Source organism: Methylotenera mobilis JLW8 (genome assembly GCF_000023705.1).
Lineage (GTDB): Bacteria > Pseudomonadota > Gammaproteobacteria > Burkholderiales > Methylophilaceae > Methylotenera > Methylotenera mobilis.
The window spans coordinates 841,719-862,957 of record NC_012968.1; the positions used below are offsets into that span (position 1 = coordinate 841,719).

Below are 21,239 nucleotides of genomic sequence, written 5' to 3' on the forward strand. Positions count from 1 at the left end.
TTAACTGATTTAACCTAAGACCTTTAGCGGCAATCACGTTGCTAAAGGTCTTTTTTATTTATATGAGGCTCGTCGAAATATCATCACTTTTATTTCTATTCACAAAATAATGGATGATTAAAAATCATTTGATGTGTCAATAAGTAGACACTTTTTATTATAATTTCTCTTGCTGTTGTGAAGTTATTAGCAACTTTTCTTTATTAAATACCACTCGCTTAAGAAAAATATCACGTTGTAGTGCATTGTAAATTTTTGTAATTTACTAAAGTAATATCATGTAAATGATTGATAATTCACGTTCTATTATGTAATATCCGCGCTTTAATCAAGCTTGCAAAGTCATTGAAATAAACTGGCTTAAGCTTCTGATACATAATCTGGTATGTTTTTTGCTGCTGCACGTGTCAATATGGTATTACTTAGTGCATGACGCATACGGCTAATAACCTAGAAAGCGTTTTACAATTAGGAGAGTGAGTTGAGTCAACGGTTTAAATATAAATTAAGCTATTTGTTTTTGCTGGGTTTGAGCGTGCTAGCAATCGATGTTGCAAATGCGGCGGAACCTTTGGTTAGCTTAAAAGACATGGTTGAGAAAACAATCACTTCCAATCCTGAAGTTCAAGCTAGATATCACAAGTTTTTAGAAGCAGGGTTCGAGCAGGAGACTGTGCGGGGTGGTTTTCTTCCTAAAGCAGACCTTGTTTCTACTTACCGCAAACAAGAAGAGCTGGTGAAAAATACAAGCAATACGCAAATTCCGCGTATGAACAATGAGTTAGTGTTAAGGCAAATGATCTTTGATGGCTTTGCAACCAGCAATGAGGTCAAACGCTTGGGCCATGCCAGCCGTGTTCGATACTTTGAACTGCAAAGTGCGATGCAAAGCACCTCGCTGGAGTTTGTGCGTGCTTATCTGGATACTTTGCGCTACCAAGAGTTGATTCAATACGCAAAAGACAACTATGTAATCCATAAACAGTTGTTTGATCGCATTCAAGAGCGTGTAAATGCTGGCGTTGCACGTAAGGTTGATTTAGAACAGGCGACCGGTCGTTTGGCGTTAGCAGAGGCCAATCTGCTCACAGAAACCACTAACTTGCACGATGTAACAGCTAGGCTGCAACGGTTATACGGTGAGCTGCCGCCAGCAACATTGCAGGTGCCGACCATATTTAACGGCAATTTAGAGCCAACCTCTGAAGCTGCATTAAAGGTAGCGTATAGACAAAATCCGGACTTGCTATCAACGATAGAGGATATTCAAGCCAAGAAAAACGAGATTAAAACCAATGAGGCTAAATATATGCCTAGGTTGGATTTGCAAGCGCGTAAAAACTTAGGTACCAGTTCTGACGGGCGCTACAGTAACAGTGCTGCAGACCTGCTTGAACTGACCATGAACTTTAATTTGTTTAACGGATTTTCTGATAAAAACTCGATTAGCACTGCCGCGCAAAAGCTCAATGGAGCGCATGATCAGCGTGACAAAGCGTGTATTGATACACGCCAGTTGGTGACCATTGCCTACAATGACGTGAAACAGTTAACCGAGCAGCGTGGTTATAGAAGCCAGCACAGGTTGTCTATTGAGAATGCGCGCGAGGCATATCGTAAGCAGTACGATATTGGTCAACGTACCTTGCTAGACTTACTGGACTCTGAGAACGAGTATTTCCAGGCTAAGCGCAGCTTAGCTAACACTGAGTATGATTTGCAACTGGCACATGCCAGAACCTATGCAGGCCAAGGTGAGTTATTGAACAAAATTGGCGCGCAGCGCGGCAATTTACCTGAGTATGCACGTGAGGAATATTTAGATAACGAGAATGTGTGTCAGGCGATGGCGCCGGTACAGATGCAGGTTGATAAGGCCTCACTTTTGGCAGATGCTAAGCCACTCTCCAATATTTACCCATCAATGGTTAAACCAGTGACACCAGTTGCAAGCCCTGCTGCGGTGGCGCCGCCTGCTGCTGCGTCAACTTGTAATGTGCAAGCGATTACTGACCGTGTGAATGACTGGGCCAGTTCTTGGCGTCAAAAAGATGCAGATCGTTATTTCCGATTCTATGCAGATAAATTTGCACCTGAGGCACCGCTGGATAGAGCTGCATGGGAAAAACAACGCCGCCAACGCTTAAGCACAAATGGTAAGATTGGCTTGAAGATTGAGGACTTACAAGTGAGCTGTGATGGTGATACTGGTAAAGCTACGTTTAAACAGTCATACACTTTAACTACTTTTAAAATTAAGAAGGTGGCAGATACTTCTTGTGAAGTGTGCAATATGCAACGTACGCCAACTATTGCGTATCAAGATAGTGCTAATAAAGAGCTGCAGTTCCAACATGAAAGCAGTGATTGGAAAATCACACGCGAGTTGGTTAAGTAATTTCATTTATTGAAGTCATTTAGCTTGCTGTAGTTTAAAAGCAAAGTAGCAGGTCAAGCAAAGCGCACCCTAAGCATATTAGCGGTGCGCTTATTTTTTAAGCAGTTTGGAATAACTTTCCCAGATTTTTTGCCGCGACATGGCTAAAAAAATCAATTGAAACGACAAATGTAGAAAAATAATTAAAAAATGGTGAAATATTTCTGCAAACTTTTCAGTAATTGTTATAGAATACGCACCGTTGTTTGATCTACACCTTCCATCCGCCCGGGTGGTGAAATTGGTAGACACAAGAGACTTAAAATCTCTCGCGCGTAAGCGTGTGCCGGTTCGACTCCGGCCCCGGGCACCAAAGTTTTATTCCAAAAATTTAAGTAAATCATTGCCAAAAGCTGTTCGCTTTTTTCGTGAATTTTATTCTTAATTGATTTCCAAATTACTATTGTATTGATGTTGCTTAGTCGCACAGCTAAGTCTAGAATGAAATTGACTTGGTGCGCAATTTTGCGTGGTCATCAAAGCATGTCTTTGCCTGATTAACAGTCATCATGGCATGCTAGATCAAGTCGCCTGTTCTTACCTTTTACAGCAAGAGGGTCAATGCGGCGCATACTGATATCAATTGGTTTGGTTCTGTTGGTTGCGGTTGGCATTTGGTTTTTTACAATGCCTAAGCCGCTACCCGTTACTCTTTTTGTGGTGCAATCTGGGCTGGTTGAGTCCAGCGTTTCAAATACACGCGCAGGCTCGGTCGAGGCTTGTTTGCGAACCCGTTTATCTCCCATCATTGGTGGTCGTATCGCCTACCTAGGCGTTAAAAAAGGCGATCATGTGAAAAAAGGCCAAGTGCTGATTCGGTTATGGAATGAGGATCAGCAAGCGCAAAGTACGCTAGCACTCAAACAAGTGGATAGTGCACGTAAGCATGTGGGTGAAGTTTGCATCTTGGCTGACAATGCCGAGCGTGAAGCCGTGCGCAGTACGCAGCTTAGGCAGCGCGGTTTTATTTCCGAGTCAGCAGAAGAAAAGTCGCGTGCAGAGGCACGGTCGCGTCGTGCTGCGTGTGTTTCTATCAATACCGAGATTGCCCAGGCACAGGCCAGGCTAAAGCTGGCTGAGGTTGAGCAGGGCAGAACTGTATTAGCAGCACCGTTTGATGGGGTAGTGGCTGATATTGTTGGTGAGTTGGGAGAGTACACTACGCCTTCGCCTCCTGGTGTGGCTACACCGCCTGCAATAGATTTAATTGATAGTTCGTGCCTATATGTACAAGTGCCGATGGATGAGGTGGATGCGCCTAAAATTAAGCTAGGGCAACCTGCGCGTATCGTGCTGGATGCATTGCCGGGCAAAACCTTGCTGGGCCATGTCAAACGTGTGGCACCTTATGTCGTTGCGGTAGAAAAGCAGGCACGTACCATTGATGTGGATGTTGCATTAGATAATGCCGCGGATATCAATCAGTTATTAGTAGGCTATAGCGCTGATGTGGAGGTAGTGTTAGCGCGCCATGACCATGTGCTCAGAATACCAACTTCTGCATTGTTGGAGGGAGGCAGGGTGCTACTTTACCAAGATGAAAATAGAAAACTGGAAGCGCGTGTCGTAAAAACAGGTATCGCTAATTGGCAATATACTGAAATATTAGACGGTCTTCGTAAAGGTGATCGTATTGTGACATCTGTGGATCGTGAAGGGGTGCAAGCTGGTGCCGTTGTCAGCGTAGAGCCATCGGAGAAGTAAGCCATGACTGATACTCTAATCCGTTTAGCGCATATTAGCCGTACCTTTTATTTGGGTGATAGCCAGGTGCATGCCTTGCGTGATGTAAATCTTAATATACAGCAGGGTGAGTATATTGCGGTGATGGGGCCTTCCGGTTCTGGTAAGTCTACCTTGCTGAATGTTTTGGGTTTGTTGGATCGTGCGGATGCTGGTGAATATCATTTAGCGGGACGAGATGTTACTACGTTAGTCGCAGATGAGCAGGCGCAAGTGCGCAGTGCGTATGTTGGATTTATCTTTCAGAGTTTTCATTTAGTGCCAAGGTTGACTGCCGCTGCCAATATCGAGCTTCCACTGATGTTGGCTGGTATCTCTCCCGATGAGCGTGTGCGGCGTGTGAAGCAGGCGTTACATGATTATGGTTTAGATGCGCGTGCTGAGCATAGACCCAATGAGCTATCCGGCGGCCAGCGACAGCGTGTAGCGATTGCGCGCGCTACGGTGATGCGGCCTACCTTGTTGCTGGCAGACGAGCCTACCGGTAATTTAGACCGGGTGACAGGCGAGGAGGTGGTGAATTTACTGGAAGCACTCAATGCGCAGGGAGTGACGTTAATCGTGGTGACACATGATCATGCGTTAGGTGCTCGTGCACGCAGACAAATTAAAATGGACGACGGTGCGATAGTAAGCGACACTTCGCCCAATATAGCCGTTGAGGCAGTAAGCGATGAGAGTCCCTGACACTTTACGTTTTGCCAGTTACGCTGCCATTGGCTCGCCAGTGCGTACATTATTACTGGTGTTGGCAATGTCTATCGGGGTTGCATCTGTGGTGGTGTTAACGGCATTGGGCGATGGTGCAAGGCGTTACGTGGTAGATGAGTTTTCTTCCATCGGTACCAATTTAGTGGTTGTTCTGCCTGGACGCTCTGAAACGCGTGGCTTTAATCCTGCAAACCTAGTGACGAGTACGCCACGGGATTTAACAGTTAATGATGCTGAATCTTTGTTACGATTACCAGGTGTCAAGCTGGTATCTCCGCTTGTGGTGGCAACAACCGAAGTGAAGACAGCAGGAAAACTGCGCGAGTCCATCTTAATTGGCACCAATGCTGATTATCTTCAGCTACGCAATCTTAAATTATCGCTGGGGCGTTTTCTTACCAACACCGAGCGCGGTGGCAGTTCACCCGAAGTGGTGTTAGGTGCTGTGGTGCGCACTGAGTTGTTTGGTAGCGATAATCCGCTTGGTCAAAGTGTGCGTATCGGCGATAGGAAGTATCGGGTGGTAGGCGTGCTAGCTGAAGGTGGCCGTGGGATGGGGATTACGAGTAATGACGTGGTGATCGTACCCATCGCTGGCGCGCAGGCCATGTTAAATACCAACACCCTGTTTCGTATTCTCATCGAGGCACACAGTCGCGAGCAGATTAATCCTGTAAAAGCGCGCGTGTTAAAGGCTATTATTGCCCGGCACGAAGGTGAGGAAGACATTACCGTCATTGCACAAGATGCGGTGTTGCAAACTTTCGATAAAATCTTAAACGTATTAACACTGGGTATCGCCGGCATCGCTGCCATTAGTCTCGCCGTTGCTGGCATATTGGTGATGAACGTGATGCTGGTTTCGGTGACACAGCGCACTGCCGAAATTGGCTTGTTAAAAGCGTTGGGGGCGACTACTGCGGCAGTGCAGCAGCTGTTCCTAGTGGAGGCGCTACTACTTTCTGTCGCTGGAGCAGTGGTTGGGCTGGCTCTGGGTTACTTGGGCGCCGCGCTTTTACGTTATTTATATCCTGCCTTTCCTGCCTACCCACCGTTATGGGCGGTATTGGCAGGTTTGGCGATTGCTTTGCTTGCCGGCTTAATATTTGGTGTGATGCCAGCCAGACGTGCGGCTAGGCTGGATGCGATACAGGCATTATCTAAGAAGTAATGGCAAATTCGTTTACTGGTTCGTTTTACCTGTTTGTATATCTGCCGGTGCGATTGCTTAAGTGTTTACTACAAGAGCGTATATGTTAATTCAAGATTCTGTACGGTTTGCGATTCAGGCGATTACTGCGCACCGCCTACGCAGTATGTTAACCATGCTGGGTATCGCCGTGGGTATCTGGTCTGTGATTCTGTTGACCTCTATTGGTGAAGGGGTACATCGCTATGTACTGGCGGAGTTTACCCAGTTTGGCACTAATGTGATTGCGATTGCACCTGGTAAAGTTAAAACTGGTGGACAAGCACCTGCAGGAATCCCATCTACCGCACGTTTGCTTACCATGGAGGATGCAGCCGCACTCAAGCAGTTACCGCATGTGATTGGGTCAACCCCTACGGTATGGGGTAACTCGGAGCTGGGCGCCAATGGGCGCTTACGGCGCTCAACGGTGTATGGGGTAGACGCAGATTTTACTAAGGTCTTTAGCTCGTCAGTACGTATAGGTAGCTTTTTGCCTGCTGAGAACATGGGCGATTCACGGGCGTTGATTGTGCTTGGCAGTAAATTGCGTGATGAATTGTTTGGTCGTCAAAATCCATTGGGGGCTAGGGTAAAAATCGGCGGTTTGCATTTTCGCGTGATTGGTGTGATGGCACCTAAAGGGCAGTTTCTCGGTATAGACTTAGATGACACGGCATTTATTCCCACAGAGCGTGCCTTAGAGTTGTACAACCGCGAAGGTTTGATGGAAATTCACGTGCTTTACCAAGAAGGGGTCGCTTCGACTGGTGTTGCTAACGCAGTGAAGTCTTTGTTAAAGCTACGCCATGGCGCTGAAGATTTTACCGTGACTACGCAGGAAGATATGCTCAATACCTTGTCCAATATACTTAATATTTTAACCATGGCAGTTGGAGCATTGGGTGGTATTTCATTATTGGTAGGGGGCGTGGGTATCGTCACGATTATGACGATTGCCGTGAATGAGCGTACCAATGAAATTGGCTTGATGATGGCGCTGGGAGCGCAGCGTGCTACGGTGTTGTTTTTGTTTCTAGGTGAATCTGTCGTGCTGGCTGCCTTGGGTGGTTTATTTGGACTCTTATTTGGTGTGATGACCGCGCAGTTACTGCGGCTTTTATTGCCTAGTTTGCCAGTACATACACCGTGGAGCTTTGCCATTATTTCACTGCTAATTTCAGTTATGATTGGCTTATTGGCAGGTGTAATGCCAGCTAGAAGCGCATCGAAGTTAGATCCAATCAATGCGTTAAGGGCAGACTGAAAGTCATAGTAATACAGTGAAAATATCTAGCGTATGAATAGCTTTTGTCAGCTTATAATAATGGGCTGGATCCACAGGTTAATTGATTGATATTGCAGCGTTAGTCTTTGCAACATCTAGTGCTTGCAACATAACGAATAGACAAAAAACGATGGAACAAAAAAACTCTCCTATTGAAGCTGCTCGCCAGACCTTAATACAACTGATGCAACGTAAGTTGCCGCCAACGCCGGATCATTTTCGTAGTGTTTACGATGAAATCATGGGGGTTAAATCAGTAGATCAATCCGCAGAGCTGGGTAAAACGCTAGAAAAAGTACTCAATGCGGCTGGTAAGAAAAAGCCCAAGTATCTTGCAGTGGCACAGGCGATTGGCCCACTCGTAGAGAAGGGCGACTGGCTTAAAGTTGAAGAGCAATTAACCAAGTTGTTTCCATCAAGCGCCACGGGTGCCAATGTGGAAGAGGCGAACTGGTCTAACGTGATTCGCAATCTGCTGAAACAGCTGGAAGTCAGTCACAAAGGTGTCACGCTGAGCCGGAAGAAAGAGGGCTTAAGTAAGGTGCTGGTTAATTTCGCCAGCGACTCCGATGTGCTCGCACAAAAAATTCAGGCATTGGTTAACTCTTGGGGGTTAAGCGGTACCGCTGATGCGGTGATGTCTTCAGAAGGTACGATTGCCGCTGATGCTCCAAGTGCGGCTAAATCGGCAGTGCCTGCGGGTTCTATGGCTAATGCTAGCCAATGGCGCGACATGCTGTTACGCGCATTTGAACTGGTCATTATCCCAAATCTAGAGGCGGCACCGGAGCTACACCAGAAAGCTGTTAATTTGCTGGGTCGTATGCAAAAGGTCAGCAATGAGCAAAGTCTAATTATCTGCGCCGCAGATTTAAAATCGATTTTACTCTCGCTGGAGATGCAGCGAGATCAGCAAAGCCGTATCCATGAGTCATTATTGCAGCTGTTGCGCTTAGTGCTGGCTAGCATGGGTTCCATGGTGCAAACTGAAGACCAGTGGCTGTATGCACAAACCACGGTGATCAGTGACATTGTGTCTAAACCCGTGAGCCTGAACACTCTGTATGATGCCGAAAGTAGCCTAAAAGAGCTGGTGTATAAGCAAGCGCAGATTAAACCGGCGCTGACTGAGGCAAAGGACACCCTGAAAAAAATGGTGACGACCTTCGTGGATAGGCTGGTGGAAATGACAGAAAGTACCAGCGACTATCACGACAAGATCGAAGCGTACCAGCAAAAAATCGCTACTACGGATAACATTGGCGAGCTGAACGTGTTGCTGAATAACATTCTGGATGACACCCGTTCTATTGGTTTAACGGTGCAGCGTACCCGGGATGAGTTTATGAACAGCCAAAAGCAAGCACTTGCTGCGGAGAAACGCATTGAAGAACTCACTGCTGAGCTTGATTATATTGGGCAAGTAGCACATCAGGATTATCTAACAGGGGCGTTAAATCGGCGCGGTATGGATGAGGCATTAGAGCGTGAATTTAGCCGCGCTGATCGCCACAACACTACATTATGCGTGGCAATGCTGGATATTGACCACTTTAAGAAGCTTAATGACACCCTTGGTCACGTAACGGGTGATGAGGCCTTAACCCATCTGGCTAAAGTGTTGAAAGAGGTATTGCGCACTACCGATGTACTGGCACGTTACGGCGGCGAAGAGTTTATTATTATCCTGCCTGCTACCCCGCAGGATGAAGCGGTGAAGGTGATTACACGGGTGCAGCGCGAACTGACTAAAAACTTCTTTATGCACAATAATGAGCGCGTGCTGATTACTTTTAGCGCCGGCGTTGCCGAGCGCGTAGGGGATGAGTCCCCGGAGGTGTTAATTCCGCGCGCTGATGCTGCACTTTACAAAGCAAAGCACAGTGGGCGTAACCGGGTGATTGGGGCCGATAACTTGCCTGAGAGTTTGGTTTAAGCGTTTACAATATGGTTAGGCTATTAATAGCCATAACGCACGACTGGAGGGAGCTGTTTCAGCTCCTGATCGTTGTATAAACGGCCGCGTGTAATAAAGGCCTGGCCTGAGCCACAATCTAGAGAGAATGAACCGCTAGAGCCGGGTACGGCATCCAATATCGTGTGGGTATTTTCTGCAAATGAGAAATGGCTATCGCCCATATAAAAAATAGCGCCTGCTAACTCGCCCAGCACTACATCGGATGGGCTAGGATGAAATTCCCTAGCTGGCATACACAGTGGCCCGCTACCTTCGCAACAGCCACCAGACTGGAAAAAAACAATAGGGCCATGCGCAATTGTGAGCTGCTCAATCAGTGCAATCGCTGATGGTGTGGCTGAGACTCTATCTGTCATCATAATCCCCTAATAAAAAGAGGCGGGTTAACCGCCTCTCTGTTTCAATCAATTAGCGTGCCTATTATTTTAGATAACAAGCACGCTAAAGGCTAGCGATAAGCGCAAGATTAGAAAAAGCCTAATTTCTTAGCGTTATAGCTGACTAAAAGATTCTTAGTTTGTTGGTAGTGATCTAACATCATTTTGTGAGTTTCACGGCCAATACCAGATTCTTTATAGCCACCAAATGCAGCGTGTGCAGGGTAAGCGTGGTAGCAGTTAGTCCAAACGCGACCAGCTTTAATACCACGACCCATGCGGTAAGCACGGCTACCATCACGTGACCATACACCAGAACCTAAGCCAAACACAGTGTCATTGGCAATCGCCAATGCTTCAGCTTCATCTTTAAAGGTAGTTACAGCTAGCACAGGGCCAAAAATTTCTTCTTGGAAAATGCGCATTTTGTTATTACCTTTGAATAAGGTTGGTTTTACATAATAACCATCTGCTAAAGCGCCTGTCAGGTGATTACGTTCGCCACCAATCAATAGTTGCGCACCTTCTTGTTTACCAATATCCATGTAAGACATGATTTTATTGATTTGATCTTCAGAAGCCTGCGCACCAATCATGGTGTTAGGGTCAAGCGGGTTGCCTTGTTTAATGGCAGCTACGCGAGGTAATACGCGTTCCATGAATTTGTCATACACAGACTCTTGAATCAATGCACGTGATGGACATGTACAGACCTCACCTTGGTTAAAGGCAAATAACACTAAGCCTTCAACCGCTTTATCAAAGAAGTCGTCGTCAGCTAATGCGATATCTTCAAAGAAGATGTTAGGTGATTTGCCACCCAGCTCTAATGTTGCTGGAATCAAGTTACCAGCGGCAGCCTGAGCAATTACGCGGCCAGTAGCAGTTGAGCCTGTAAATGCAATTTTAGCAATACGGCGGCTGTTGGCTAACGGAGCGCCTACTTCACGGCCGTAACCATTTACAATATTGATCACACCTGGAGGTAAGATATCGGCAATCACCTCCATCAAGATTAAAATGCTGACAGGAGTAAATTCAGCAGGCTTCATCACTACACAGTTACCCGCGGCAACTGCCGGTGCTAATTTCCAAGCAGCCATCAAGATTGGGAAGTTCCAAGGAATAATCTGACCAACAACACCTAATGGCTCGTGGAAATGATATGCGACTGTGGTTTCATCAATTTCACTTAGGCTACCTTCTTGTGCACGTAGACAGCCAGCAAAGTAGCGGAAATGATCAATGGCTAATGGAATATCTGCATTCAAGGTTTCGCGAATCGGTTTGCCGTTATCAATCGTTTCAGCAGTAGCAATCATTTCTAAGTTTGCTTCTAAACGATCCGCAATTTTTAATAGTAAGTTGGCACGCTGCGCTGGGGCTGTGCGTGCCCAGCTGTCTGCCGCTGCGTGTGCTGCATCTAATGCTAGTTCAACATCTTCAGCGCCTGAACGAGCCGCTTTTGTGTAAGGTTTACCTGTGATTGGAGTAATTACGTCAAAATATTCGCCTTTAACTGGTGCAACCCATTTGCCGCCGATAAAATTATCGTATTTTGCTTTGTAAGGTATTGTGACACCAAGACCTTTTAATAAATCTAAACTCATACCAACTCCTATAGTTTTTCTCTCGTTAATATAGTGATTCTTATTGTTATCCCGCAATTATTCATCAAGAAACTTAAAGTCGTACCAATACCGCTAAAGTGCTTGTAAATAAAAGAGTTTTGTAACTACCGCCACTCCAAAACAATAACCCTAAGGCGCTAGCAAATCAAGCGTTAGTCGTTAGCATTTAAAAAATTAATGAATTTACGGAGAGGAAAATCCATCATTTTTTATTCAAAAATTTAGCTGATTTATTTAGATATTATTTGATGTGTTTATTGATTTTTAGTTGCAACATGATTTAACACATTGATTGATTTAGAAATAGAAAAAGACAGTTGCTTAAGTTATAGTGTGATTGTCGAATTTAATAAAACTGCATATTCCTGCATATACATGGCTCAAACATGGCGGCTGATCTAGCAAACTCATCAATATTTGCACGTAGCTTTTGGGATGGTTTATTTAACCCAACTTCCTTAAGCTTGGGTAAAGCGATTTTGTCCATTCTGGTTGTCGCCGAGACCTTGGTCAGCTTCTTTTGGATTTACACCTTGTCCGGGCTGGGCGATGGCTATGCCGTTATCGCTGCCGTCCCTTATTTCTACCTGATTATTTCTTACTTCAGTTTATTCATTTTTTATCGGTTTAAGCGTTTTGAGTATTTTACTTTTACCCAACTTATCATGTTGCTGGTGATGCCATTCTTTATGCAATGGATTATTGGCGGCTTCGAGGCCTCTAGCGGCGTTGCTATTTGGGCTATTTTGTCGCCAGTTGGCGCTTTAATGATTCTAGGTACGCGCCAGTCTACTCCGTGGTTTTTGTTGTTTCTGGGCTTGGCATTTCTGTCCTGGAAGCTGAATCATTACTTTGCGATTAACGCGATGCCGATTCCTAATGGGGTCAAAGATGCTTTCTTCTTAATGAATATTACCGGCACAGCCGCGATTCTGTACGGTGTTCTGCGTTTTTTCCAAGTGCAGAAAGAGCGCATCATGCACTCGCTAGAAATCGAACAGGCTAGGTCTGAGCAGTTATTATTGAATATTTTGCCAGCGCCTATCGCACAAAGGTTAAAAGACTACGATATGCGCATTGCCGACCACTACGAAAGTGTGACGGTCATGTTTGCCGACTTGATTAACTTTACGCACATGTCAGACAAAATGTCGCCTACGCAGTTAATTGATTTGCTATCACAAATATTTTTACGTTTTGACCAATTGGCAGATAAATACCAAGTGGAAAAAATTAAAACAATAGGGGATGCCTATATGGTGGTGTCTGGTGCGCCTGTCGTTTGCCACAATCATGCGCACCGTATGATGGAAATGGCTTTGGATATGCAGACTGCGCTGAAAGAACTATCTGAGAAAATGGGCATAGACCTCAGTATGCGTATCGGCATTAACACTGGGCCTGTGGTTGCAGGTGTAATCGGTAGTAGCAAGTTCAGCTACGATTTATGGGGTGACACTGTCAATGTAGCCAGCCGTATGGAAGAAACCAGCCTGCCTAACACCATACAAGTTACACAAGAGACGCAGCAACTGTTGGCGAATGACTATGTGTTCTCGCCGCGCAAGGCGGTTGAAGTGAAGGGAAAAGGCATTCTTGATACATTTATTCTGTTGGGTAGGGCTACGTAATTAACAAATAAACGATATATGGCATGGGTTTTTGTCGCGAATTGCACTATAATTCGCCCCCTAACGGAAGAGTGGATGAGTGGTTTAAGTCACCACCCTGGAAAGGTGGCATAGGGGTAACCCTATCGAGAGTTCGAATCTCTCCTCTTCCGCCATACATTCAATAAAAAAGCCGCTTTTAAGCGGCTTTTTTATTTTAAAGATACCATCACCATAGTCTTTAATATCATGATGTTAAGCGCTAGCCTTACTTGTTCATTGAATTAATCCTTAGTAGTGCTGAGTGATTCATCAGTAATTTAAGTATATTTGACTGTTTAAGCCTTTCACACTTTAGCCATTGTTACAGTTTGGTGTTATTAATGGCGCACACGTTAGATTCATATTCCTGCAATAAATCATGGTTATCTTCATGTTTAAGATTTGTCTGTCATCCGTAGGCATCAAATCGTTAAACTTAAAGAGGAGCGATGAAATGGCAACCCATCAATACATTGAACAGCTAAGCAAGCGTGAAGTCACTTATAGTAAACGAGTACAGTACTGCTTGTTGTTGATATTGCTCGCAGCGCTTCCACTCCTTACGTTTTCAATAGATAGCGGCGGCTTGCATGTGAAAAACTTTAGTGTCTTGATTAGGCAGTTTGGTGAAATAGGGCTTTCTATCCTGTTGTCATTTATTATCATCACCGCGCTGGTGGGGTTGCGTAGTTTATGGAAGTTGCATAAAACCGCTAGGCTTAGAGCCAAGCACGAGTGGCATGCTTATTCTTTAAGATAAAGCATGCAAGCTAATTTAAAAATGTAAGCATGATGGCAGCGTAGTAATTTGGCACTATTCATGATTTTACTTAGCCTGCATTCATGAACAGTGACAGTGTTATTTGTTAACAGAGGTCCATAATGTAATCATTCAAACAAGACATGATGTCAGTTCAAACCAGACACTAGGAGAATCATTATGTGGACAACACCAGCAGCTACTGAAATGCGTTTTGGCTTTGAAGTTACTATGTACGTAATGAACAAATAATATTTGCTTCAAATAGTACTTACTTTAAGTATGATAAAAACCCAGATTTATCTGGGTTTTTTTATGCCTATCAGTTTCGTCATATAGGTGCCGCAAATTTTGTTAAGTGATCGTAACTATCAACGTTATACTTCCGCCTATCTCCACACTGGCCTAGTACCGGCTGATATAGCATATGGTAATGAGTAATCCCGCAATATTAAGAGTAGGCGCCATCAATGGGTTGCAGAAAGTACTGTCATTTAAACAACCTTTTGCATGGTTGATTACCCATGGCTACCTGATGGTAGATGACCGTACCTGGGGCACTGCGTATCGTGGCCACATACTTATTCATGCGAGCAAGGGTTTGTATGATGTGTATTACGATTACCTTAAAGCGAACACTGATATTCCGTTACCTGCCAAAGAAGAGCTGCCGTATGGCGGTGTGGTTGGCATGGCTGACTTGGTGCTATGCAGCAGGCCGGATGCGCTACCTGAGCATACTAGCCGCCAGCATAGAGCGCAATTTAAGGGTGTGAGTAGCAGGCATTATGGGTTTTTATTTGAAAAAGCAAGACCTGTGCCTTTTATGCCATGCCCTGGCAAGCTCGGGATTTTTGAAGTAGAGATTGATGCGCTGCTGAGCGCACCGCCAGCTGCGCAGGCCGAGTTGTTTTAGTTTACCCGTTGATTGGTATAAGGTTTTTCTGCCGCTCGGTAGTGCTGAGCGTATTCGTTTTTGTGACCCGCTTTTATACTTTTTAGTTGTAACCAAATAGCTAAAAGTTATTGTAACTGAGCGATTTAAATTGCTAGACTTTCACTTATAATCCTTTCGATAAAGCTCTCCGTCAATACAGAATAAACAACACAGAATAAATAGGGATACTCATGGCAAATTGGTTTGAAGATAATGCTCAATCTATTGGTAACACACCTTTGGTTAAGCTAAACCGGGTGACGGATGGTGCGCCAGCAGTGGTGCTTGCCAAAATTGAAGGCCGCAACCCAGCTTATTCAGTGAAGTGTCGTATTGGTGCGGCCATGATATGGGATGTCGAGCAGCGTGGCTTATTGGGGCCAGGCAAAGAGATTGTTGAGCCTACCAGCGGTAACACTGGGATTGCATTGGCTTTTGTTGCTGCAGCTAGAGGTATCCCGCTAACGCTTACCATGCCGGAAACCATGAGCGTGGAGCGTCGCAAGCTGCTGGTGGCCTATGGTGCAAAGTTAGTGTTAACTGAAGGTGCGAAAGGCATGAGCGGCGCGATTGCCAAAGCCGAGGAAATTGCGGCTTCGGATCCTAGCCGTTACGTACTGCTGCAGCAGTTTAAAAACCCAGCTAACCCTGAAATTCATGAGAAAACCACAGGCCCAGAAATCTGGGAAGCCACTGATGGAAAAATTGATATTTTAATATCTGGCGTGGGTACTGGCGGTACTATCACTGGCGTGTCTCGCTATATTAAAAACACACAAAAGAAAGCGATTGTCTCAGTAGCGGTAGAGCCGGCAGCTAGCCCGGTATTAAGCCAAAAACGGGCTGGTGAGGAGCTAAAACCAGCTCCGCATAAAATTCAAGGCATAGGCGCCGGCTTTGTACCAGACGTATTGGATTTATCGCTGGTGGATGATATTGCACAAGTAACGAATGAAGAGGCTGTACTGTATGCACAGCGCTTAGCTAAGGAAGAGGGAATTTTGTCTGGTATTTCTTGCGGGGCGGCGGTTGCTGTAGCGGTGCGCTATGCAAAACGTCCTGAAAATGCGGGTAAAACTATCGTGGTGGTATTGCCTGACTCTGGCGAGCGTTATTTGAGCTCGATTCTGTTTGAGGGCTTTTTTGACGAAAAAGGTATCGCGATATAAGTTTGGCTACCTCGTTTAATTATTGACGTTTTAGCTGTTACCGAAACGCAGTCAGACGACTAAAAGGCCTCCCATGCTGGAAACGCATGGGAGGCCTAATTTATCGTAGTGGGGTATTATCCATTGTAATCAATGAGGTAAAACCAACACTATTTCAATCGTAAATAAACCATCCCAATCGTAAATAAATAGGTAAGAGAAAGATGGTTGGCGATAAGATGTTGGTACTTTAAATGTTGTTACTTGAGATAGTATCAGGCACACCTGTTGCCAAGTACGCCTGATGATGAGTAAAGGTGACGGCGTATTCGCTACCTTGAATATGCCGTCAGGGACTTTATCTATGGGTTTTATCGTTGGTAAATTTGGTCGAACAGCGCACCATCAGCAAAATGTACTTTTTGTGCTTTGCTCCAACTACCAAAAACATCATTGACACTAAATAACTCTATGTTTCTAAAGCGTGATTTATACTTGTCGGCAACTGCTGGCAGGCTTGGTCTTAGGTAGTGCTGTGCCGCAATTTCTTGGCCGGCTTCAGAAAAATGGTACTCTACATAAGCCTGGGCAAGCGCTTGATTTTTGTGTTTGATGGCAAATTTATCAACAACGGTAACTGGGTTTTCGGCCAGAATGCTGGTGGATGGATAGACTACGTCAAATTTGTCGCCTAGTTCTTTTTTGATGAGATTGACTTCATTTTCAAACGTCAGCAATGCATCGCCAATATCACGTTGTGCAAATGTAGTGGTTGCGCCACGCCCACCAGTATCTAATACCGGTACATTTTTAAATAACTTGGCCACAAAATCTTTTGCTTGGGCCTCGTTGCCACCTTTTTTGATGATATACCCCCAGGCTGCTAAATAGCTATATTTACCGTTACCTGACGTTTTAGGGTTAGGGATCACCACACTGACCTCTGGTTTAACTAAGTCATCCCAATCTTTGATGTGCTTTGGGTTGCCTTTGCGCACCAAAAAAACGGTGGTGGAGTTAGTGGGTGAACTGGCATTGGGCAAGCGCTTTTGCCAGTCTTTAGGTATCAGTTTTGAGCGGTCATACAGGATATCAATATCCGGTGCTTGATTCATGGAGATGATGTCGGCCTCCAGGCCATCTGCTACAGATCTGGCCTGTTTGCTTGAGCCGCCGTGCGATTGATTGATGGTAACGGTTTCGCCAGTTTTTTGCTTCCAGTAGTTGATAAAAGATGGATTAAAGTCTTTATAAAACTCGCGCGTTACATCGTAAGACACATTGAGCAAGGTATTGTTGGCAAGGGCGTTGCCTGTGAACAATAAGCTGCTGATGGTCAGCAAGCCGGCAAAGATAGATTTTTTATACATAGTATTTACTCTAGTTTATTAATTAGGAGCACCTAAGTTAATGATTAATTTTAATAATGTAAAAGAATAAAAAACTATATCTATATAATTTAAAAATATTATTGAGGTATTTGTGAGTACTTTTTTAAATATGGAGAGTGGTGTATATTGATTGCACAAAACAGGGCGACGATTAAAGCCCTGTCATTATTTTTAGAATTTTTCAGTTAGCGTGTGCTGACCGGACAACCGGAAGCCAGTGCGTCGAGAGACGCACTGGCTTTTTTTATTTTCTGCGACAGGTATTGATATGTCTGACATAACGACGGTATTGCCAAATGAAAGTTTTGATATCCCAAGCATTGTGCAAGCGCTGCGCGATGTAAGGGTGACTTCGTTGGAACATAGGCATCGACGTAACAAGCCGCCTAAGCTGCCTGCAAGAAAGGCATTGCAAACGGTGATTGATGGCTTAAGTGCGGCACTGTTCCCCAATCGACTGGGTGCGCCTGGTTTGAAAGACGAAGGCATAGATTATTTTGTAGGGTTTACTTTAGATACCGCGTTACGTGAACTGAATACGCAAATTCAGCTGGAATTACGTTACTCCGCTGATACCGACCATGACAAAACTCCTAGCGCTGAAGCTGCCATGAACAAGGCACGTGCGTTTGCTAAGTCGTTACCAAAAATACGCAAATTGTTGGATACCGACTTAGATGCGGCATTTCAAGGTGACCCAGCCGCGCGCAGCCTGGATGAGGTGCTGGTTTGCTACCCAGGCATATCCGCCATTATTCATTACCGTTTAGCGCATGAGCTGCACAAACTAGGGTTGCCCCTGATTGCGCGCATTATTTCTGAACTAGCTCACTCTGCCACAGGTATTGATATTCACCCTGGGGCGACGATTGATGAAGGCTTTTTTATTGACCATGGCACAGGGGTAGTGATTGGTGAAACCGCATTAATAGGGCGCCACGTACGGTTGTACCAGGCCGTGACCTTAGGGGCAAAACGCTTCCCAACTGACGAGCAAGGCCATTTGATTAAAGGTAGTGCGAGGCACCCGATACTTGAAGATGATGTGGTGATTTACGCAGGCGCCACGATATTAGGGCGCATCACGATAGGGGCTGGCTCCGTGATCGGCGGCAATGTGTGGCTGACGCGCAGCGTGCCGCCTAATAGCCAAATTACACAAGCTAAAACGCAAGTAAGCGCAACAGATGATGTTGCGCAGTAAATCAATTTTTAACAGGAGAAACAAATGACAGATATTCATCAAGCACATACCGCACTAGGGGATGTTGCTGCACGTACCCTATCGAACGCGACCAAAACCGTTCCGATGATGGGAACCATCACGCCGCGCTGGTTAGTGCATTTATTGCAGTGGGTACCAGTAGAGGCGGGTATTTACCGTGTAAATAAAGTTAAAGATCCAAGCGCAATTGAGGTGGATTGTTCTGCTAAAGATGAGCGTGACATTCCGGCAACTTTTGTTGATTACGAAGAGTGGGGCCGCGAGTACGTGCTTAATGCAGTGAATACAGCTGTGGATGTGCATACGCGCGTTTCTGATTTATACAGCAGCCCGCATAACCAAATTAAAGAGCAATTGCGCTTGACCATTGAAACGGTGAAAGAGCGCCAAGAGAGCGAACTGATTAACAATAAAGAATATGGTTTATTGAACAATATTGTTGACTCACAAAAAGTGAAGTCACGTACTGGCTTCCCTACACCGGATGACTTTGATGAGTTACTTTCTAAAGTATGGAAAGAGCCGGCATTCTTCTTGGCGCATCCGCAAGCTATCGCGGCATTTGGTCGTGAGTGCACACGTCGCGGCGTGCCACCACCAACCGTAGCATTGTTTGGCTCACAATTTATCACATGGCGCGGCGTGCCGATTATCCCTTGCGATAAATTGAAAGTGACTAACGGTAAAACCAATATTCTATTGTTGCGCACAGGTGAAAGCCGTCAAGGTGTGGTGGGCTTGTATCAGCCTAACTTGCCTGGTCAACAAAGCATGGGGCTATCTGTGCGTTTTATGGGCATTAACCACAAAGCGATTGCATCGTACTTGGTTTCACTCTATTGCTCATTAGCGGTGCTGACCGATGACGCGATTGCAGTGTTGGAAAACGTTGATGTAGGCAACTACTATGACTACAAGTAATGGATATGCACCTGCATTAGGTGACTTATCTTCTTTTGAGCCTGAGGCGATACTGGCCTCTTTGCCCGGGGAGCATCCACATATGGCTACTGGCCTTGCCATTGGCAGGCAGGCTAGTGAAACTGGGCACCTTGATGTTGCCGAGTTAAGCCGTATTGCCAATGAGTTGTATGCAGATGGCTTCCCTGCGGGGGCGCCTTTTGCTCAGAGAGAAGAGTTTCCATCTAATGCTTCTTTAAACCCAGTGGTGGTGAATGCGGTCTTGCCAAGCGCCAATATTATTTCTGACCCAGTGCAAACGTCTGCTCCGTCAGCCTTATCGGCATTGCCTAGTGCTTTATCTGGTGCACTGCAAAATGTTTCGACTGGTGCTGAGTTTGCAACGCTCAATCAAATCATAGGCGGCATTTATGATCCTTATCATCTGGAGCTAAATCAGCTCATTGATGACTTGGGTGTTAACTCAAATGCATCAGACAGCAATGCTGCTAGCCATGACGCATCACCTTATTATTTTTTGCAAGGTGCAACACCGCAGCATGATGCATCTGCAGATAGTCAAGTGGCCAGCCAAGCTGCCAGTGCACATCCGCCATTTGATGTGCATTCAGTGCGTAAGGACTTTCCTATATTGCGCGAGTTGGTAAATGGCCGTCCGCTGGTCTGGTTTGATAACGCGGCGACTACGCAAAAACCCCAGGCAGTGATAGATAGAATCTCTTACTTTTACCAGCATGAGAACTCTAATATTCATCGCGCCGCACATGAATTGGCAGCACGTGCTACCGATGCTTACGAAAGTGCACGTGAAGCGGTGAGACGTTTCATTAATGCACCGTCAGTAGATAACATTATTTTTGTGCGAGGTACCACGGAAGCGATTAATCTAGTCGCTAAAACTTGGGGTAGAAAGCATATTGGCGAAGGTGACGAGATTGTGATTTCACACCTGGAGCATCACGCCAATATTGTGCCGTGGCAACAGTTATGTCAGGAAACTGGCGCCAAATTAAAAGTGGCACCGGTAGATGATAGTGGGCAGGTGTTGTTAGCCGAGTATCAAAAACTGTTAACATCGCGTGTGAAATTGGTTTCATTTACCCAAGTGTCAAATGCCTTGGGGACGGTGACGCCAGCGGCTGAAATGATACAAATGGCACACCGTGCAGGCGCTAAAGTGCTGCTGGATGGTGCGCAGTCAGTGTCGCATATGCGCAGCGATGTTCAAACCTTGAGTCCTGATTTCTTTGTGTTCTCCGGGCATAAAGTGTTTGGCCCTACCGGTATTGGCGCGCTGTATGGTAAACCTGAAGTGTTGAATGATATGCCGGCATGGCAGGGCGGCGGCAATATGATTCAAGATGTGACCTTTGATAAGACGGTTTACCATGAAGCCCCAGCTAAATTTGAGGCGGGTACAGGTAATATTGCAGATGCCGTAGGGTTAGGCGCTGCACTTGAGTACGTAGAGCGCATTGGCATTGATAACATTGCGCGCTATGAGCATGATTTATTGGTATATGCCACGGCCGCGATGCAAAAAGTGCCTGGCCTGCATTTTATTGGCACAGCCAAAGACAAGGCTAGCGTGTTGTCTTTCAAGCTGGATGGCTTTAAAAGTGAAGAAGTCGGCGCGGCTTTGAATCAAGAGGGTATTGCAGTGCGCTCAGGTCATCATTGCGCACAGCCAATTTTACGTCGATTTGGCGTAGAAACAACGGTTCGACCATCGCTTGCGTTTTATAACACTACCGCTGAAGTTGATTTGATGGTGAGTGTGCTATTGCGCTTGGCTTCGCAGCGTGCCTAGTTGTGTGTGGAATGTAGTGGTAGAACTAGTGCTGTAAAAGA

17 protein-coding genes and 2 tRNA genes are annotated in these 21,239 nt (G+C 45.5%); 16 read left to right on the top strand and 3 right to left on the bottom strand.

All coding sequences use genetic code 11. The features are described from left to right. Positions 1-481: 481 nt before the first annotated feature. From MMOL_RS03995 to MMOL_RS04025, 7 genes are all read left to right on the top strand, one after another. Positions 482-2,398 carry a TolC family outer membrane protein gene (locus tag MMOL_RS03995; RefSeq protein WP_015831731.1) on the top strand — a complete coding sequence of 639 codons (1,917 nt, stop codon included), beginning with the start codon at positions 482-484 and terminating at the stop codon, positions 2,396-2,398. Positions 2,399-2,663: 265 nt separating this feature from the next. Then, a tRNA-Leu gene (locus MMOL_RS04000) sits at positions 2,664-2,750 on the top strand. 248 nt (positions 2,751-2,998) lie between these two features. After that, on the top strand, positions 2,999-4,141 hold the full coding sequence (locus MMOL_RS04005; protein ID WP_015831732.1) for an efflux RND transporter periplasmic adaptor subunit: 1,143 nt from the start codon (positions 2,999-3,001) through the stop codon (positions 4,139-4,141). A 3-nt stretch (positions 4,142-4,144) separates the two neighbouring features. After that, entirely contained in the window at positions 4,145-4,867 is a 723-nt protein-coding gene (locus tag MMOL_RS04010) for an ABC transporter ATP-binding protein (protein ID WP_015831733.1), read from the top strand. After that, complete coding sequence (locus MMOL_RS04015; protein ID WP_015831734.1) at positions 4,854-6,062, top strand: ABC transporter permease; 1,209 nt, start codon at positions 4,854-4,856, stop codon at positions 6,060-6,062. Before MMOL_RS04010 ends, MMOL_RS04015 begins: the two co-directional genes overlap by 14 nt. An 82-nt stretch (positions 6,063-6,144) precedes the next feature. Beyond that, the gene (locus MMOL_RS04020) at positions 6,145-7,347 is read left to right on the top strand and encodes an ABC transporter permease (RefSeq protein ID WP_015831735.1); all 1,203 of its coding nucleotides are present in this window, start codon (positions 6,145-6,147) and stop codon (positions 7,345-7,347) included. A gap of 151 nt (positions 7,348-7,498) precedes the next feature. Continuing rightward, complete coding sequence (locus MMOL_RS04025) at positions 7,499-9,304, top strand: GGDEF domain-containing protein (RefSeq protein ID WP_015831736.1); 1,806 nt, start codon at positions 7,499-7,501, stop codon at positions 9,302-9,304. Positions 9,305-9,327: 23 nt separating this feature from the next. On the opposite strand, the gene MMOL_RS04030 is transcribed toward MMOL_RS04025, so the two are convergent. Both MMOL_RS04030 and exaC read right to left on the bottom strand, forming a co-directional pair. Further along, on the bottom strand, positions 9,328-9,702 hold the full coding sequence (locus tag MMOL_RS04030) for a DUF779 domain-containing protein (RefSeq protein ID WP_041928530.1): 375 nt from the start codon (positions 9,700-9,702) through the stop codon (positions 9,328-9,330). A 110-nt stretch (positions 9,703-9,812) separates the two neighbouring features. After that, the gene (exaC, locus tag MMOL_RS04035; protein WP_015831738.1) at positions 9,813-11,333 is read right to left on the bottom strand and encodes an acetaldehyde dehydrogenase ExaC; all 1,521 of its coding nucleotides are present in this window, start codon (positions 11,331-11,333) and stop codon (positions 9,813-9,815) included. 407 nt (positions 11,334-11,740) lie between these two features. On the opposite strand from exaC, the gene MMOL_RS04040 reads away from it, so the two are divergent. From MMOL_RS04040 to cysK, 6 genes are all read left to right on the top strand, one after another. Then, positions 11,741-12,985, top strand: coding sequence for an adenylate/guanylate cyclase domain-containing protein (locus tag MMOL_RS04040; RefSeq protein ID WP_015831739.1), 1,245 nt, complete (start codon positions 11,741-11,743; stop codon positions 12,983-12,985). Between the two features lie 65 nt (positions 12,986-13,050). After that, positions 13,051-13,140, top strand: a tRNA-Ser gene (locus MMOL_RS04045). Between the two features lie 320 nt (positions 13,141-13,460). Continuing rightward, positions 13,461-13,766, top strand: a complete 306-nt coding sequence (locus MMOL_RS04050; protein WP_015831740.1) for a hypothetical protein — start codon at positions 13,461-13,463, stop codon at positions 13,764-13,766. 180 nt (positions 13,767-13,946) lie between these two features. Continuing rightward, positions 13,947-14,018 carry a pyrroloquinoline quinone precursor peptide PqqA gene (gene pqqA / locus MMOL_RS12075; RefSeq protein ID WP_012777389.1) on the top strand — a complete coding sequence of 24 codons (72 nt, stop codon included), beginning with the start codon at positions 13,947-13,949 and terminating at the stop codon, positions 14,016-14,018. 181 nt (positions 14,019-14,199) lie between these two features. Continuing rightward, positions 14,200-14,682 carry an ASCH domain-containing protein gene (locus tag MMOL_RS04055; RefSeq protein WP_049764467.1) on the top strand — a complete coding sequence of 161 codons (483 nt, stop codon included), beginning with the start codon at positions 14,200-14,202 and terminating at the stop codon, positions 14,680-14,682. 212 nt (positions 14,683-14,894) lie between these two features. Next, a complete protein-coding gene (cysK, locus tag MMOL_RS04060; protein ID WP_015831742.1) occupies positions 14,895-15,872 on the top strand; it encodes a cysteine synthase A in 978 nt (325 codons plus the stop codon). 350 nt (positions 15,873-16,222) lie between these two features. Here cysK and MMOL_RS04065 read toward each other — a convergent pair whose 3' ends face one another. Next, the gene (locus tag MMOL_RS04065; RefSeq protein WP_015831743.1) at positions 16,223-17,221 is read right to left on the bottom strand and encodes a sulfate ABC transporter substrate-binding protein; all 999 of its coding nucleotides are present in this window, start codon (positions 17,219-17,221) and stop codon (positions 16,223-16,225) included. 289 nt (positions 17,222-17,510) lie between these two features. Between MMOL_RS04065 and epsC the strand changes: the two genes are divergently transcribed. Genes epsC through MMOL_RS04080 form a run of 3 tightly spaced genes read left to right on the top strand, consistent with a single transcriptional unit; the run spans position 17,511 to position 21,198 of the window. Then, positions 17,511-18,446, top strand: coding sequence for a serine O-acetyltransferase EpsC (epsC, locus tag MMOL_RS04070; RefSeq protein ID WP_015831744.1), 936 nt, complete (start codon positions 17,511-17,513; stop codon positions 18,444-18,446). A 24-nt stretch (positions 18,447-18,470) separates the two neighbouring features. Then, a complete protein-coding gene (locus tag MMOL_RS04075) occupies positions 18,471-19,388 on the top strand; it encodes a family 2A encapsulin nanocompartment shell protein (protein ID WP_015831745.1) in 918 nt (305 codons plus the stop codon). Beyond that, positions 19,375-21,198, top strand: coding sequence for a family 2A encapsulin nanocompartment cargo protein cysteine desulfurase (locus tag MMOL_RS04080; protein ID WP_015831746.1), 1,824 nt, complete (start codon positions 19,375-19,377; stop codon positions 21,196-21,198). Before MMOL_RS04075 ends, MMOL_RS04080 begins: the two co-directional genes overlap by 14 nt. Positions 21,199-21,239: the final 41 nt, after the last annotated feature.

Bases quoted from the DNA above. Each gene is read 5' to 3' on its own strand.
- MMOL_RS04075 (WP_015831745.1), top strand. From the start codon at position 18,471: ATGACAGATATTCATCAAGCACATACCGCACTAGGGGATGTTGCTGCA.
- MMOL_RS04010 (WP_015831733.1), top strand. From the start codon at position 4,145: ATGACTGATACTCTAATCCGTTTAGCGCATATTAGCCGTACCTTTTAT.
- MMOL_RS04065 (WP_015831743.1), bottom strand. From the start codon at position 17,221: ATGTATAAAAAATCTATCTTTGCCGGCTTGCTGACCATCAGCAGCTTA.
- MMOL_RS04005 (WP_015831732.1), top strand. From the start codon at position 2,999: ATGCGGCGCATACTGATATCAATTGGTTTGGTTCTGTTGGTTGCGGTT.
- MMOL_RS04040 (WP_015831739.1), top strand. From the start codon at position 11,741: ATGGCGGCTGATCTAGCAAACTCATCAATATTTGCACGTAGCTTTTGG.
- MMOL_RS04080 (WP_015831746.1), top strand. From the start codon at position 19,375: ATGACTACAAGTAATGGATATGCACCTGCATTAGGTGACTTATCTTCT.
- MMOL_RS04015 (WP_015831734.1), top strand. From the start codon at position 4,854: ATGAGAGTCCCTGACACTTTACGTTTTGCCAGTTACGCTGCCATTGGC.
- MMOL_RS04030 (WP_041928530.1), bottom strand. From the start codon at position 9,702: ATGACAGATAGAGTCTCAGCCACACCATCAGCGATTGCACTGATTGAG.
- MMOL_RS04050 (WP_015831740.1), top strand. From the start codon at position 13,461: ATGGCAACCCATCAATACATTGAACAGCTAAGCAAGCGTGAAGTCACT.
- MMOL_RS04020 (WP_015831735.1), top strand. From the start codon at position 6,145: ATGTTAATTCAAGATTCTGTACGGTTTGCGATTCAGGCGATTACTGCG.
- MMOL_RS04025 (WP_015831736.1), top strand. From the start codon at position 7,499: ATGGAACAAAAAAACTCTCCTATTGAAGCTGCTCGCCAGACCTTAATA.
- exaC (WP_015831738.1), bottom strand. From the start codon at position 11,333: ATGAGTTTAGATTTATTAAAAGGTCTTGGTGTCACAATACCTTACAAA.
- cysK (WP_015831742.1), top strand. From the start codon at position 14,895: ATGGCAAATTGGTTTGAAGATAATGCTCAATCTATTGGTAACACACCT.
- MMOL_RS04055 (WP_049764467.1), top strand. From the start codon at position 14,200: ATGAGTAATCCCGCAATATTAAGAGTAGGCGCCATCAATGGGTTGCAG.
- epsC (WP_015831744.1), top strand. From the start codon at position 17,511: ATGTCTGACATAACGACGGTATTGCCAAATGAAAGTTTTGATATCCCA.